The following is a 13,586-nucleotide window of genomic DNA, read 5'->3' as shown; positions in this document are numbered from 1 at the left end:
CGTCCGTGGTCCGGGAGGCAGGGCAAAGGGGCTGCGACCGGGGATTATCCGTCGCGGTGGTGTCCTGTGTCACCCTCCGCCCGGGCATGCGGGGAGGGCTGCCCCGGCGGGTGGAAGCAGGCGGTGACGGTCTTGCCGCCGTGGAACGCGTGTGCGTCCCACCGGTCCGCGAGGGCGTCGATCAGGGCGAGGCCCCGGCCGGAGGTCGCCGCGTCCGAGGCCTGCCTCGGGGCGGGGAGCGCGGGATCGGTATCGGCCACACTGACGTGCAGGCACTGGCCGTCCCAGGTCAGGACGAGCTGGGCGCTGCTGTGCGCGTGCACGTGCGCGTTGGTGACCAGCTCGGACACCGTCAGCAGGACGGAGTACACCGTGTCGGGGGCGTCCTGCGTCCACGACAAGGTGTCCAGATGCTCCTGGCACCACCCGCGGGCCTCACGCACCCCGCGATGGACCGGGAAGGACTTGGCCCATCCCACCGCACGAACCGCCACGGTCCCACCTCCCTTTCGATCAGCCCGTCCACCTCTCAGGTGCGGCGGGCCCGGTGCCGGGGACGGTGTCCGCCCCGGCGGTTGACCAGCACGAGGGCCAGCAGCATCGGCGCGATCAGCAGAACCATCGTTCCCATGAGAGATCCCTCTCCTCGCGGACCGTTACCTTCCCGCGTGTTACCGCCCGGCCCCCGACGAAACCCCCCCGGGGTGGATAACGCGCCCGGTGCACGTCCGATCGGACGGGATTTTCAGGCCGTCTCGCCCCTTCCGTGTGCAGAGCCCGGCCGGGCGGGGCAGACGCGGATGATCTGGCAGGCCCGAGAAAGGACGGACACCGTGGCACGACCGAGGATCCTCGTGGTGGGCGCCGGCTTCGCCGGAGTCGAGTGCGTACGGCGGCTGGAACGCAGGCTGTCACCGGCCGAGGCGGAGATCGCCATGGTCACACCGAACTCCTACCAGCTGTACCTACCACTGCTCCCGCAGGTGGCCTCAGGCGTGCTGACGCCCCAGTCCGTCGCCATCTCCCTGCGCCGCAGCCGCCGCTACCGCACCCGGATCATCCCCGGCGGCGCCATCGGCGTGGACACCCGCGCGAAGATCTGCATCATCCGCAAGATCACCGGTGAGGTGACGGAGCAGGCATACGACCACCTGGTGCTGGCTCCCGGCAGCATCACCCGTACCTATGACATCCCTGGCCTCACCGAGCACGCCCGGGGGATGAAGACCCTCGCCGAGGCCATGTACCTGCGCGACCACGTCATCGCCCAGCTCGACCTGGCCGACGCCAGCGAGGACGAGGCCGAACGGGCCGCCCGGCTCTGCTTCGTCGTGGTCGGCGGCGGCTACGCCGGCACCGAGACCGCCGCCTGCCTCCAGCGGCTGACCCACCACGCCGTGAAGCGCTACCCGCGGCTGGACCCCCGCCAGATTCGCTGGCACCTCGTGGACCTCGCCCCCAAACTCATGCCGGAGCTCGGCGACGCCCTGGGCAAGGCGGCCCTGGAGATCCTGCGCCGCCGCGGCATCGAGGTCTCCCTCGGCGTCAGCGTCGCCAAGGCGGGCGCCACGGAGGTCACGCTCACCGACGGCCGGGTGCTCCCCACCCGGACCCTGATCTGGACGGCCGGGGTGGCCGCCAGCCCGCTGATCGGCACGCTCGGTGCCGAGACCGCCCGAGGCCGGCTGGTGGTGACCCCGGAGCTGACCGTGCCCGGCGCCTCCGGGGTCTTCGCGCTGGGAGACGCGGCGGCCGTCCCCGACCTCGCCTCGCAGGAGGAGGGCGCGATCTGCCCGCCCACCGCGCAGCACGCCCAGCGCCAGGGGCGCACGCTCGCGGACAACCTGATCGCGACGCTGCGCCACGAGCCGCTGAGCCCGTACGTGCACAAGGACCTCGGGCTCGTCGTCGACCTGGGCGGCACCGATGCCGTGTCCAAGCCGCTGGGTGTTCCGCTGCGCGGGCTCCCGGCCCAGGTGGTGGCCCGCGGCTACCACTGGTCGGCGCTGCGGACCAATGTCGCCAAGACGCGCGTACTGACCAACTGGATGCTCAACGCGCTGGCCGGAGACGATTTCGTCCGGACCGGATACCGCTCCTCGAAGCCGCCGACGCTGAGGGAATTCGAGTACACCGACGCCTACCTGACCCCCGACCAGGTCAGGGCCCACACGGCGGCCCTGCGGGTGGCGGGCTGAGGAAACCCCGGGCCCGCCACCGGGCGGCGGGCCCGGGACCGGTCCGGGGCCCGCCCCATCGACCGCGGGTGCGAGCGGACCGGTTCAGGACGTCCCGGCGACCAGCGCGTCGTACCCCAGGTCGGTGGGGCGGGTGGCCCGCACCCAGAGGTGGATGCCGTCCAGCAGGTCCCGCAGGATGCCTTCGGCCTCCTCGTGCGCGGCCTGCTGTCGTGCGTCGGCGCCCTCGGGCAGCCAGGAGATCATCATGGTCTTGTTCCAGCGGGCTCCGTCGGGCGTCGCGAAGGCCAGGTCGTACACGACGAACCGCGGCTCGGCGGCCGGCAGGGACCGCAGCAGCTCCTCGTGGGTCAGATTGCCCTTGTAGTCCAGCACGACCCTGTCCGGGCCCTCGCCGAGCTTGTAGATCACCGTGTTGACGTTCCGCTTGCTCCTCAGCTCCTGGAACGCGCTGACACAGCTGTCCTCCACGGTGATGCCAGTGCTCACGGGGGTCCTTCCGATGATCCGGGCGTAGGGGTCGAGTAGCTCAACGAAGCCCTCCCCGGCGAGGTTCCGCATCCGGGCGCCGAGTAGGGGCAGGGGAGCGCGCGCAGGACCTGCCGTTCCCCAGCGCGTGCTGCCGCGGCCCGTGGGATCCGGGCGGGAAGGGGGGCAGCACGCGACGCTGGGGCGGCTCACGGTGGGCCGTACGCCTGCCCGGGGGGAGGGGGCATGCGTACGGCGCTCCACCGGGCGGGCCGTACCTTCGGTGGCCGTCAGGAAGGCCCGCTGGTGCGCGGGTTTCCCGTTCCACCCGTCGTAAACGGCCCCGGGGACAAGTTTTTTCACACACCGTCGGACCGCGGGCCCCGGAGCCGGAGCCACCGCCCGCCGGGCGAGCCGACGTAAGGCTTTCGTCATGGTCCCTGACCTGGTGACGGTGTGGCGGGGCCCGTTGAATGGGCACGACGGACCTACGGAGGGGCAGGGGCGGTGGCGGAGAAGAAGAGGCGCGGCGGAGCGCTCGGCGGGGTACTGGTCGCCGGAGCGGTGGCGCTGGGCGCGGGGTCCTACTGGTTCCAGCCGTGGAAGCTGTGGCAGGACGCCGCCGTCCACGAGGCCCTGCCGACCGGCCCGCCGGCCCCCGCGGCGTCCGGTCCCGGCGCACCGGCCGGGCCGGACGGCGCGCCGGATCCCCGCACCCTGGCGCAGGGAGCGCTGATCAGCCACGAGCACCCCACGACCGGTACGGTCCGGCTCGTCCGGCTGCCCGACGGCTCGCGCACGCTGCGCCTGGAGAACCTGGACACCAGCAACGGCCCCGACCTGAGGGTGTGGCTCACGGACGCCCCCGTCCGTGCGGGCGCCGGGGGCTGGCGCGTCTTCGACGACGGCCGTCACCTCAGCCTCGGGAAGCTGAAGGGCAACAAGGGCGACCAGAACTACGCGGTCCCGCCCGAGGTGAACCTCGCCGATTACACCAGCGTCACCATCTGGTGCGACCGCTTCGGCGTCTCCTTCGGCGCGGCGGCCCTCACCCCCGTGTGACCGGGCGCCAGGGGGAGCGCCGGTGGGGCACGGTGCGGTCCGGACCGGCCGAAGGGCGGCGATGGCCGCCGAAGGGCGGCGACGGCCGGTGGGTGGCGATCGCCACCCGACGGCGGCCGGGCGTGGCAGGCTGGAGCGTATGTGTGGCCGATACGTCTCCACCCGAAGTCCTCAGGACCTGTCCGACCTGTTCCAGGCCGCGCCCCCGGAACCGGGCCAGGCGCCGCCGCCGAGCTGGAACGTCGCCCCGACCGACGACGTGTGGGCGGTCCTGGAGCGCGCCGACCGCGAGAGCGGGGTACTGGAGCGGCAGCTGCGCCCCTTGAGGTGGGGGCTCGTCCCCTCCTGGTCGAAGAGCCTCACCGGCGGCGCCAAGATGATCAACGCGCGCGTGGAGACGGTGCACGAAAAGCCCGCCTACCGCCGGGCGTTCGCCAAACGCCGCTGCCTGCTACCCGCCGACGGCTTCTACGAGTGGCAGCCCGTCCCCGCCACGGCCGGCGCCAAGGCGTACAAGCAGCCGTACTTCATCCGCCCCGAGGACGGCGGTGTGATGGCGATGGCGGGGCTGTACGAGTTCTGGCGCGACCCCGCCGTCACCGCCGACGACGACCCGGCCGCGTGGTGGGCGACCTGCACCGTCATCACCACCGAGGCCACCGATGCGGCGGGCCGCATCCACCCCCGGATGCCCCTGACCCTCGCCCCGGCCGACTACGAGACCTGGCTCGATCCGGCCCACCAGGACCCGGACGAGCTGCGCGCACTACTGGCCGCACCGGCCGGCGGCCGCCTCGACGTCCGGGCGGTCTCCACGGCGGTCAACAGCGTCCGCAACAACGGCCCCGAGCTCCTCGACGACGCCCCGGCCGCGGCCGGACAGATCTGACACGGACAGGGCTGACACGGACAGGGCTGACACGGACCGCGCGACCGGGTTTCGCGGCTCGCGGCCTTTGATGATCAGTCGGCCGGGCGAACGGCCCTCGTACGGCGGCCCTGCCGGCCCTGCCAGCCCTGCGTACGGCGGCCCTGCCGACTGGTCGCGCGTACGAGCCGCCGACGCACCTGGCGTGCGGTGCGGCTCATCCGCCGCTCCGCTCCGCCGCCGTCTGCTTCCGGGTCCGGGGCCGTTTCCGGGTCCGGGAGGCGGCGAGGGCGAGCGCGGCACAGAGCAGGGCCGCCGCGACGGCGAAGGTGACGCGCATACCGGTCGCCACCGCCTCGGGACGGGCCGTGGTGATGTCGGCCGTCGTCGTCGCCGACGCGAAGGCGAACACCGCGCCCATGACGGAGGCGCCGGTGACCAGGCCGAGGTTGCGCGACAGGCCCAGCATGCCGGAGGTGACACCCCGCCGGCCGGGGTCGGCGTCCGCCATGACTGCGGTGTTGTTGGCCGTCTGGAACGCCGCGTAGCCGATGGTGATGACGACGATCGGGGCGAGGTAGCCGGCGGTGCCGGAGGCCGTGGACGTCAAGGACAGGGTGGCCGCCCCCGCCGCCATGGCGAGGAGCCCCAGGACCGTCGTACGGGGCGCGCCGAAGCGGTCCGCGATACGGCCGGCCGGCACCCCCGTCAGCGCGGCGACGGCCGGACCCGCCGACAGCACGAGCCCGACGAGGGCCTGGCCGAGGCCGAGGGACCGGGTGAGGTAGAACGGCCCGACCACCAGTGTCGCCATCATCACCGTCGAGACGAGTGCGCTCATGGCGAGGCCCGCGCTCAGCGTCCGGTCGCGGAAGACCGCCGGGGGGACCAGCGGCGAGTCCGCCCTCGCCTCGGCGCGTACGAAGAGGACGGCTCCGCAGGCGGCCGCCGACAGCAGGACCGCACCCCGCACGCCGAAACCGCCGCGCCCCGTCGTCATGGCGAGCGCGTAGGCGGCGAGGGTCAGGCCCAGCAGGACCGTGCCCACGCGGTCGAAACGGGCCCGGCCAGTGGCGTTCCCGGGCCGGTCGGCGGGCAGGTGGCGGTGCGTGAGGAACAGGGTCACGACACCCAGTGGCACGCCGATGAGGAAGACCGCGCGCCAGCCGGCTCCCGCGATGAGCGCGCCGCCCAGTGACGGGCCGAGAGCGGTGCCGACCGCGGACATCGTTCCCAGCAGCCCCATGGCGCTGCCGGTCCGCTCTTCCGGAACCGTATCGCCGACGAACGCCATGGTGAGGGCCATCATGACGGCCGCGCCCAGGCCCTGGGCCGCCCGGCCGGCGGTCAGCAGCCACAGGGTGGGCGCGCTGCCGCACAGGACGGAGGCCGCCGTGAAGAGCGCGATTCCGGCCTGCAGCAGCCGGCGCCGCCCGATGACGTCGCCGAGCCGTCCGACACCGACGATCACGGTGGTGATCGCGAGGAGGTAGGCGAGGACGACCCACTGCACTGCCTGGAAGGAGGCGCCGAAGACCTCGGCCAGGGTGGGCAGGGCGACATTGGCGATGCTGGTGCCGAGGGAGGCCAGCAGCATCGACAGCGAGAGTCCGGCGAGTGCCCGACGGGCCGAGGGCGCGCGTGGCGCCCGCCCGCTCCCCGGCGCGGTGGCGGCCGTCGCCTCGCGGTCGGCGCCACCGCGGGAGGGTGCGGGCTGCTCGGGATGGCCGGCCGTCTCGGGGCGTCCGGCAGCCTCGGCATGGGCGGGCGCCAGGGGGTGTCCGGGCCGTTCAGGGTGTCCGGGCCGTTCGGGGTGTCCGGGCCGTTGGGGGCGGCGCCCGGCGGGTGCTGCGCCGGCTGGGTGGTCGTGGTGTGGGCTCATGCCGGGGAGCGTGGGCCCGGCGCGCCACCATGGCAACTCCTGTTGCCATTTCCGGGACGGCGCGGTGGAATGCCCGCATGGACCGTCCACCGCCCCACCAGGCCGTCCTCGACGAGGTCGCCCCCCGCCTCCGGCGGCTGCGCGCCCAGCGCGGCCTGACCCTCGCCGCACTCTCCGAGACGACCGGCATCTCCAGGAGCACCCTCTCGCGGCTGGAATCCGGACAGCGCCGCCCCAGCCTGGAACTGCTGCTGCCCCTCGCCAGTGCCTACGGCGTGCCGCTGGACGACATGGTCGGCGCCCCGGAAGTGGGGGACCCGCGGGTGCGGCTGACCCCCCGCGCCCTGCCCAACGGCGGTACGTCGGTGGCCCTGACCCGGGGCCCCGGCCCCCTCCAGGCATACAAGATGATCATCCCCGACCGGGGCGTCGAGCCTGATCTGCGCACGCACGAGGGCTACGAGTGGCTGTACGTGCTCGAAGGCAGGCTGCGGCTGGTCCTGGCCGAGCACGACCTGGTCCTGGGCACCGGCGAGGCAGCCGAATGGGACACGCGGCTGCCCCATTGGTTCGGCAGCGCGGACGGCCGGCCCGTCGAGATCCTCAGCCTCTTCGGGAGGCAGGGGGAACGCATGCACGTCCGCGCGAAGCCCCGCAGCTGACGGCCGGGGGCCTGGTCACCTGCGCACCCTCCCCGGCAGCCGGACCGGAGCGGGCAGGACCGGACCGGGCAGGACGCGGTCGGCGGACGCCGTTGTGTCAGCTCCACGGCGCTGGGCAGGGGCGATGGGATCGTGCCTGCCAATAGGACCGTGAGGGGATATGAACAGCGTTTTTCGCCTGCTGACCGTTCTGGGCGGCTCGCTCGTGCTCACCTTCGTCGTGGGCCGGCTGGCCGACTGGCTGCTGCGCCGCATGGGCGCGCGGCACCCGGAAACGCCGCTGTGGGGCCTGCTGCGCCGCTGCCGGACCGCCCTGCGGATCGTGCTGTTCGCGGCGCTGCTGCGGGGCGCCTACCAGCAGGTCGACTGGCGGCCCCTGAACGACCACGAGGCGGCCGTCGGCCGGACCCTGTCCCTGGTGCTCATAGGCGCGGGCGCCTGGCTCGTGGTGCACATCGCCTCCGCCGCGGTCGAATCGACCTACGCCCGCTACGCGACCGGCACCCGCGACCCGGCCCGCCTCCGCCGGGTGCGCACCCAGGTGACACTGATCATGCGGGTCGTGACGGCGGTGGTCGCCGTGGTGGCCGTGGCCGCGATGCTGCTCACCTTCCCCGGCTTCCGCACCCTTGGCACCTCCATGCTGGCCTCGGCCGGCCTCATCGGCATCGTCGCCGGTGTGGCCGCCCAGTCCACCCTCGGAAACCTCTTCGCGGGCTTCCAGATCGCCTTCGGCGACATGGTCCGCATAGGCGACACCGTCGTCGTCGACGGCGAGTGGGGCGTCGTGGAGGAGGTCACGCTCACCTTCCTCGCCGTGCGCACCTGGGACGAGCGCCGCATCACCATGCCCGTCTCCTACTTCACCGCGCGCCCCTTCGAGAACTGGTCCCGCGGCGGCATCCAGATGACCGGCACCGTCTTCATCCACTGCGGCCACTTCGTACCGGTGGACCTGATGCGGGAGAAGCTGCGCGAGGTGCTGCACGCCTGTCCGGCCTGGGACGGTCGCGCCTGGGACCTCGCCGTGACCGACACCACGCCCAGCACCATCACCGTGCGCGCCATCGTCACCGCCAAGGACCCGGACGATCTGTGGACCGTCCGCTGCGCCGTCCGCGAGGAACTGGTGGGCTGGCTCGCGGAGAAGCACCCGTACGCCCTGCCGCGCATCACCACGGCTCCGGCCGCCCTCCCGGACGAGCAGGAGAGCCGCCGGTGACGGCGGCGCCCACGGTCGGCCACTTGCCCGTCCGCCGCCGCTGTTCGGCGTCCCACGGGCCGCTGTCGCGGCGCCGGAAGCAGGGCGCTCCCGACCCGGGGGCCTGCCGCCGGCGCCGGCGGGCCGGCGGGCTACGGCTGCCGGATCGGGCGGAGCATCACTGGCTGTGGCAGGAGGAGGCCGCCTGCCGTGCCCTCGGGTCGCGCCTCTTCGTCCACCCCGCGGGGGAACGTGGCGAGCAGCGCGGCCGGCGCGACAGCGCGGCGAAGGAGGTCTGCGCCTTGCGCCCGGTCCAGGAGGAGTGCCTGCGCCATGCCCTCGAGGTCGGGGAGCTGTACGGGGTCCGGGGCGGCCTGACCGGACGCGAGCGCCGAAGCTTCGCGGCCGTGGGGAGCGACGGCCCGCGGCCGTGGCCCCGCAGCGCGTAGCGCCGGACACGACTGAGGCCCGCCCCCGCCGCCGGGCCCCGCCTCGGGGGCGGAACTCGGCGGTGGGGACGGGCCCGGGGAGCGTCCCGCCCGGTGCGGGGCCGGGTGGTGCGGGGTGCCGGGCACTTCGGAGGAGTCCGCTGCGCGGACGGGCCGGGTGCGTCGGCGGCTCAGGCGCGTCGGATCCGGTCAGAGACGGCCACCGGTCAGCCGCGAGAGCGGCCCGCGGCGGCGCAGACCGGCCCGGCGGCCCGCCGCGTACGACCCGGCCGACACGACCACGGTGGCGGCGGTGGACACCGACGGCGACCACCTTGCGGACCTTGACCGCCGTCCATGCCTCGACGGCCTTGCCGCGGGTCAGGCGGGTCGCGGATCCGAGCGACTCCCGGGCCGTCCGTGCAGCGGCCTTGGCGCGCCCGGACACCGGCTGGGCCACGGCACTGAGGTGGCCGGCGCCCTGTGAGGCCGCGCTCCCGGCGCCCCCCGGTGTGACGGGCGCCGCCGCGGGGCCGGACGGAGCGTCCTTCTCCCCGGAAGCGGGGGTCGACGGCCTGGCGTTCGTGGTGCTGCGGATCTCGTTCATGATCCGCGTGTGTCCGGACGGCGCACCCCTAAACGGCCCTGACCTGCTGCGGCGGCCCGCAGCGCCGAAGGGGCGCATGATGGATACCGATCCCCTGAAAGGCCCGGCAGCGTCCGCCAGTGGCGGCCGGGCGCAGGGCGAGGACCTATTCGGGCGGCACGCCCTTCGACGGGCCCGCCCCGGCAGAGACGGCAGGTGGAACATGGCCAGGCAGCCGAAGAAGTCCCAGAACCCGGGCGATGACCAGGTCAGCCGGCACAAGGGCAGCCAGCACGGCTGGTCGCCGGATGTCGATGAGACCCGGCAGCAGGACAACCCCAGCGCACACCGCTCCTTCCACGCCGAGGAATACGCCCCCGAGAAGGGCCCCGGGCGGACCGTTTCCAAGGAGGAGGCGGGAAACCCCCACGGCGAGCCCACCAAGAGCAGCAGCCGCCGCGGCGAGGACCAGGCCAAGGGCTCGTCCGAGCCCGGCATGCACGACACCGGTCGCCGGGGACGCGCCCAGCGCCCCAGCGGCGGCAAGGACGCCTCCGCCTTCACGGGAGTGGACCCCCAGGACCCGCCGGAAGGGTCAGGCAGCGGCAGGTAGAGATCCGGCACCCCCTCCCACGGCCCCCGGGTCCGCGCGTCCCTCGCCGAGGGGCGGGCCGCGCCCGGGGGCGCAGGCGCGCCCGCTCCGCCGCGCGGGTCGGGCACCGGTCCCGGGCGCGTTGCCCGTCCCGTGCGGGTGGGAGTGCGCCAAGCCGCTCCACCTGCGTGGTGCGGGGGAGTTACGGGGCAGGGTTCGCCTCGTCGGCGCGATGGCGTCGCCGCCTGCGTCCCGCAGGGGTGCGCGGTTTCCGTCTCGTGCGGGTGGGAGTGGCGCCGAGCTGCTTGACCTGCGTGGCGGGAGAGTCAGGGGGCCGGGGCGGCTGCGCCCGTCCCGTCGGCGCCGCCGGCGTCGCGTCCCGGTCTCGCCGCGGCGTGTGCCGTGCGTGATCGCCCTCAGCGCCGCGGGACGGGCGCCCGCGGGAGGTCGACCGACACGTGCGGGGCCAGCGCCCGCAGGAAGTCCGCCGCGTCGAACACGGCGCCCGCCGAGGCCACGCCGGTCCTGCGCACCCGCCCCGACAGGACCCGCCCGACGGCCTCCACCGCCAGGGGCGCGGTGACCGCGTAGATGTCCTGGCCGCGGGCCGTGGCGCGGCGCTCGACGCCGCCCGAGCGGACCAGGACGTCCACGACGAACCTCTGGTCGGAGCGCCCCGACCCGTCGACCGCCCGCGGGCCCGGCGTGTCCCGACCGGCCAGGTCCCGCGCCACTTCGACGGCCATGTGGGTACGCACCTCGGGCACGGCCAGGTGGCTCGGCACGGTGACGACATCGGCCATGCTGAACTCACCGACCACCGCCCGCCGGCCCAGCGGCTCCGGGAACAGCCAGTCCCGCTGCTCGACCGCATCGTCGTGGTACCGCAGCGCGCCGTCGGTGAACCGCACCCTGCGGCCCGCCCGGCGTTCGTGGGAGACCCGCCCCGCCACCCGGGTCCCCGCGGCGGGACGTACTGCTCTGCGGGCCCGGCCCCGTACGGGTCGGCCCGTTCGCGGTCGAGCCCGACCACGGACTGGAGCGCCTGACCGGCGCCGACACGGTGATCGTGCCCGCCTGCGCGGACATCGACGAGCCGCCGCCGCCAGAACTGGTCGGCGCCGTGCGGGCGGCCCACGCGGCGGGCGCCCGGATCGCCTCGCTGTGCACCGGGGCGTTCGTGCTCGGAGCCGCGGGCCTGCTGGACGGTCGGCGCGCCACCACCCACTGGGCTCATGCCGCGGAGCTGGGAGCACGCCATCCGCTGGCCGTCGTCGACCCGGACGTGCTGTACACGGACAACGGGAGCGTGCTCACGGCCGCCGGCAAGGCCGCCGCCGTGGACCTGTGCCTGCACCTGATCCACCTCGACCACGGCGCCACCACCGCCAACTCCGTCGCCCGCCGCCTCGTCATGCCGCCCCACCGGCCCGGCGGCCAGGCCCAGTTCGTGTCCACGCCGGTGCAGGTGACGGGAGACCACACCCTCGCCCAGCTGCTCGCGTGGGTCCGTCAGCGGCTCGACCAGCCGCTGACGGTGACCGACATGGCGCGGAAGGCGAACACGAGCCCGCGCCACCTCGGGCGGCAGTTCCGGTCCGTGATCGGGCAGACGCCCATCCAGTGGCTGCTGACCGAACGCGTCCGGCGCGCCCAGGAGTTGCTGGAGGGCACCGACCAGAGCATCGAAGCCGTCGCCCGCGCCAGCGGCATGGGTACGGCCACCACGCTGCGGCGTCAGTTCAAGCGGGTCGTCGGAGTCCCGCCCGACAGCTACCGGCGCTCGTTCCGCGGCGCCGGTCCCGCCTGATCACCGGCAGGCCGGGGCGTACGTCCGCCGGTCGGGCAGGATACGCGTGTGCAGATGACGGAACTCGCAGCGAGGGCCCGCGCGCTGGCGGGCGGTGACGGCGACGGCCGGCGGATCCTCGGCATCGCAGGCCCGCCGGGAGCCGGCAAGTCGACCCTGGCCGCACGTCTGGCCGAGGCGCTGGGGCCGGAACTGGCGGTCGTGGTGCCGATGGACGGCTTCCACCTCGCGCAGGCCGAACTGGTGCGGCTGGGCCGCGCCGACCGCAAGGGCGCCCCCGACACCTTCGACGTGGCCGGGTACACCGCCCTGCTGGACCGGCTGCGCGCACCGGGCGACACCACCGTCTACGCCCCGGCCTTCGACCGCACCCTGGAGGAGCCCGTCGCCGGGAGCGTCCCGGTCGCTCCCGGCGTACCGCTGGTGATCACCGAGGGGAACTACCTGCTGCACGACGCGGGGGAGTGGGCGCGGGTGCGGCCGCTGCTGGACCAGGTGTGGTACCTGGCCCCCGACGACGCCCTACGGGTGCGGCGGCTGGTCGAACGGCACGTGCGCCACGGCAGGGATCCCGACCGTGCGCGCGCGTGGGTGGCCGGCCCGGACGAGGCCAACGCCCGCCTGATCGCGGCAGGACGCGACCGGGCGGACCTCGTCCTCGACGGCGGACAGGGCTGAGCCGCCCCCGGACTGGACGGACTCGCCCTCGCGGCGGCGTCGAGCCCGTGCCGGGCCCGCCCGCCACCGCCTGCGCCGCGGACAGTCTGACCGGGAGCGAGCGGGCTCGCGTCAGGGGGCGCAGGCGCTGGCCAGGTCCGGCGTCAGGTGGAAGACGGCGTCGGTGCCGGTCACCTCGAAGAGCCTGGCCAGCTGGGGGGAGAGCGGCCCGGCGAGCACGAGGTGCTGCCTGTTGTGGGCCTGGATCAGGGTGTTGAGCAGGGTGGAATCCGCGAAGGACAATCCGACCAGGTCGAGCACGGTCCGCGAGACCCCGTCGCGTGCGGCGGCTTCGAGCGCCTCCCGCAGGGGGCCGGTGGAGGTGATGTCGAACTCGCCGACGCACACGATGACGCGTGTGCCGTCCTGGTCGGGCAGCGCCTGAACCCGCGCCGTCTCGCTCACGTCTGCTCCTCGTCCTGGCCTGGTCGGCGCGCTTGCCGCGGCCTCCTGGCCGGGGATACGGCCATAGAATACCTCTGTTCTGACGACGGGAAAATCTACACTCAGCACAGTAGACATGAACCAACGGTGTCGTTATGGTCTGTCTCACAAGCACGGCCGAGCGGCCCGCCCCCGACAGCCCGGTGCGCCGGGAACGGCAGGCCGGCGTGGCGGGAGCGCCGCCCGGTGGTGTTGAATTTTCCTTCGGGGCCTTGGTGCCGTACGGCAGCGGGGCCCCTCGACGCGTTTCCGTGATTGAGGTGCAGATGACAGCAGTAACACCGACAGGCCCGCTCGGCGGTCACCTGGACGACGACGACTACCCCGCCTACACCATGGGCCGGGCCGCCGAGATGCTCGGCACCACCCCCAACTTCCTCCGCGCCATCGGAGAGGCCCGCCTGATCACCCCGCTGCGCTCCGAGGGCGGCCACCGCCGGTACTCCCGCTACCAGCTGCGGATCGCGGCCCGCGCCCGTGAGCTCGTCGACCAGGGCGCCCCCATCGAGGCCGCCTGCCGGATCGTCATCCTGGAAGACCAGCTGGAGGAAGCCCAGCGCCTGAACGCCGAATACCGCAGGGCCCGGACCGGCGTGAGCGAGGGCGCGGACCGCTGAGAGCACGCTGCGGCCCACTGCCGGGGCAGTTCCCTGCCGCCGGGGCTCCTC

At 74.2% G+C, this 13,586-nt stretch carries 13 protein-coding genes and 2 pseudogenes; 10 read left to right on the top strand and 5 right to left on the bottom strand.

The annotated features are described in order from the left end of the window. Positions 1-44: 44 nt before the first annotated feature. Positions 45-494, bottom strand: a complete 450-nt coding sequence (locus AMK16_RS02390; protein WP_073907875.1) for an ATP-binding protein — start codon at positions 492-494, stop codon at positions 45-47. Between the two features lie 339 nt (positions 495-833). Here AMK16_RS02390 and AMK16_RS02385 point away from each other — a divergent pair, with 339 nt between their 5' ends. Then, the gene (locus AMK16_RS02385; protein ID WP_073907872.1) at positions 834-2,198 is read left to right on the top strand and encodes an NAD(P)/FAD-dependent oxidoreductase; all 1,365 of its coding nucleotides are present in this window, start codon (positions 834-836) and stop codon (positions 2,196-2,198) included. An 84-nt stretch (positions 2,199-2,282) separates the two neighbouring features. On the opposite strand, the gene AMK16_RS36110 is transcribed toward AMK16_RS02385, so the two are convergent. Further along, positions 2,283-2,687, bottom strand: coding sequence for a hypothetical protein (locus AMK16_RS36110; RefSeq protein WP_073907869.1), 405 nt, complete (start codon positions 2,685-2,687; stop codon positions 2,283-2,285). A gap of 486 nt (positions 2,688-3,173) precedes the next feature. Here AMK16_RS36110 and AMK16_RS02375 point away from each other — a divergent pair, with 486 nt between their 5' ends. After that, positions 3,174-3,728, top strand: coding sequence for a DM13 domain-containing protein (locus AMK16_RS02375; protein WP_073907866.1), 555 nt, complete (start codon positions 3,174-3,176; stop codon positions 3,726-3,728). A gap of 139 nt (positions 3,729-3,867) precedes the next feature. After that, positions 3,868-4,617 (top strand): SOS response-associated peptidase, encoded by a 750-nt coding sequence (locus AMK16_RS02370; protein ID WP_073907863.1) that lies wholly within the window; start codon positions 3,868-3,870, stop codon positions 4,615-4,617. 196 nt (positions 4,618-4,813) lie between these two features. Here AMK16_RS02370 and AMK16_RS02365 read toward each other — a convergent pair whose 3' ends face one another. Beyond that, a complete protein-coding gene (locus AMK16_RS02365) occupies positions 4,814-6,478 on the bottom strand; it encodes an MFS transporter (RefSeq protein WP_107417031.1) in 1,665 nt (554 codons plus the stop codon). Between the two features lie 77 nt (positions 6,479-6,555). Between AMK16_RS02365 and AMK16_RS02360 the strand changes: the two genes are divergently transcribed. The 4 genes from AMK16_RS02360 (at position 6,556) to AMK16_RS02345 (ending at position 9,968) form a co-directional block, all read left to right on the top strand. Continuing rightward, complete coding sequence (locus AMK16_RS02360; RefSeq protein WP_073907860.1) at positions 6,556-7,140, top strand: helix-turn-helix domain-containing protein; 585 nt, start codon at positions 6,556-6,558, stop codon at positions 7,138-7,140. Between the two features lie 160 nt (positions 7,141-7,300). Then, positions 7,301-8,362: a mechanosensitive ion channel family protein gene (locus tag AMK16_RS02355; RefSeq protein WP_073907856.1), complete on the top strand. Its 1,062-nt coding sequence runs from the start codon at positions 7,301-7,303 to the stop codon at positions 8,360-8,362. Continuing rightward, positions 8,359-8,790 carry a WhiB family transcriptional regulator gene (locus AMK16_RS02350; protein ID WP_242438526.1) on the top strand — a complete coding sequence of 144 codons (432 nt, stop codon included), beginning with the start codon at positions 8,359-8,361 and terminating at the stop codon, positions 8,788-8,790. The genes AMK16_RS02355 and AMK16_RS02350 overlap by 4 nt, the downstream gene beginning before the upstream one ends. A 788-nt stretch (positions 8,791-9,578) precedes the next feature. Then, positions 9,579-9,968, top strand: coding sequence for a hypothetical protein (locus AMK16_RS02345; RefSeq protein WP_073907853.1), 390 nt, complete (start codon positions 9,579-9,581; stop codon positions 9,966-9,968). Positions 9,969-10,363: 395 nt separating this feature from the next. On the opposite strand, the pseudogene AMK16_RS02340 reads toward AMK16_RS02345, so the two are convergent. After that, positions 10,364-10,918: pseudogene (locus AMK16_RS02340) on the bottom strand (saccharopine dehydrogenase); the annotation flags it as partial. Between AMK16_RS02340 and AMK16_RS02335 the strand changes: the two are divergent. Together AMK16_RS02335 and AMK16_RS02330 are read left to right on the top strand one after the other, a co-directional pair. Then, a pseudogene (locus tag AMK16_RS02335) lies at positions 10,918-11,757 on the top strand (helix-turn-helix domain-containing protein); the annotation flags it as partial. The pseudogenes AMK16_RS02340 and AMK16_RS02335 overlap by 1 nt on opposite strands. A 48-nt stretch (positions 11,758-11,805) precedes the next feature. Continuing rightward, complete coding sequence (locus AMK16_RS02330; protein WP_073907847.1) at positions 11,806-12,435, top strand: nucleoside/nucleotide kinase family protein; 630 nt, start codon at positions 11,806-11,808, stop codon at positions 12,433-12,435. Positions 12,436-12,546: 111 nt separating this feature from the next. Here AMK16_RS02330 and AMK16_RS02325 read toward each other — a convergent pair whose 3' ends face one another. Beyond that, positions 12,547-12,879: an STAS domain-containing protein gene (locus tag AMK16_RS02325; RefSeq protein WP_073907844.1), complete on the bottom strand. Its 333-nt coding sequence runs from the start codon at positions 12,877-12,879 to the stop codon at positions 12,547-12,549. 305 nt (positions 12,880-13,184) lie between these two features. On the opposite strand from AMK16_RS02325, the gene AMK16_RS02320 reads away from it, so the two are divergent. Beyond that, complete coding sequence (locus AMK16_RS02320) at positions 13,185-13,535, top strand: MerR family transcriptional regulator (protein ID WP_073907841.1); 351 nt, start codon at positions 13,185-13,187, stop codon at positions 13,533-13,535. Positions 13,536-13,586: the final 51 nt, after the last annotated feature.

This window comes from Streptomyces sp. CB00455 (assembly GCF_001905445.1).
Classification (GTDB): domain Bacteria; phylum Actinomycetota; class Actinomycetes; order Streptomycetales; family Streptomycetaceae; genus Streptomyces.
The sequence above is the reverse complement of the archived record's forward strand: the minus strand, read 5'-3'. Positions and strand labels throughout refer to the sequence as shown.

Excerpts from the sequence above, each read along its gene's own strand:
- AMK16_RS02370 (WP_073907863.1), top strand. The coding sequence starts at position 3,868 with ATGTGTGGCCGATACGTCTCCACCCGAAGTCCTCAGGACCTGTCCGAC.
- AMK16_RS02365 (WP_107417031.1), bottom strand. The coding sequence starts at position 6,478 with ATGAGCCCACACCACGACCACCCAGCCGGCGCAGCACCCGCCGGGCGC.
- AMK16_RS02360 (WP_073907860.1), top strand. The coding sequence starts at position 6,556 with ATGGACCGTCCACCGCCCCACCAGGCCGTCCTCGACGAGGTCGCCCCC.
- AMK16_RS02355 (WP_073907856.1), top strand. The coding sequence starts at position 7,301 with ATGAACAGCGTTTTTCGCCTGCTGACCGTTCTGGGCGGCTCGCTCGTG.
- AMK16_RS02345 (WP_073907853.1), top strand. The coding sequence starts at position 9,579 with ATGGCCAGGCAGCCGAAGAAGTCCCAGAACCCGGGCGATGACCAGGTC.
- AMK16_RS02320 (WP_073907841.1), top strand. The coding sequence starts at position 13,185 with ATGACAGCAGTAACACCGACAGGCCCGCTCGGCGGTCACCTGGACGAC.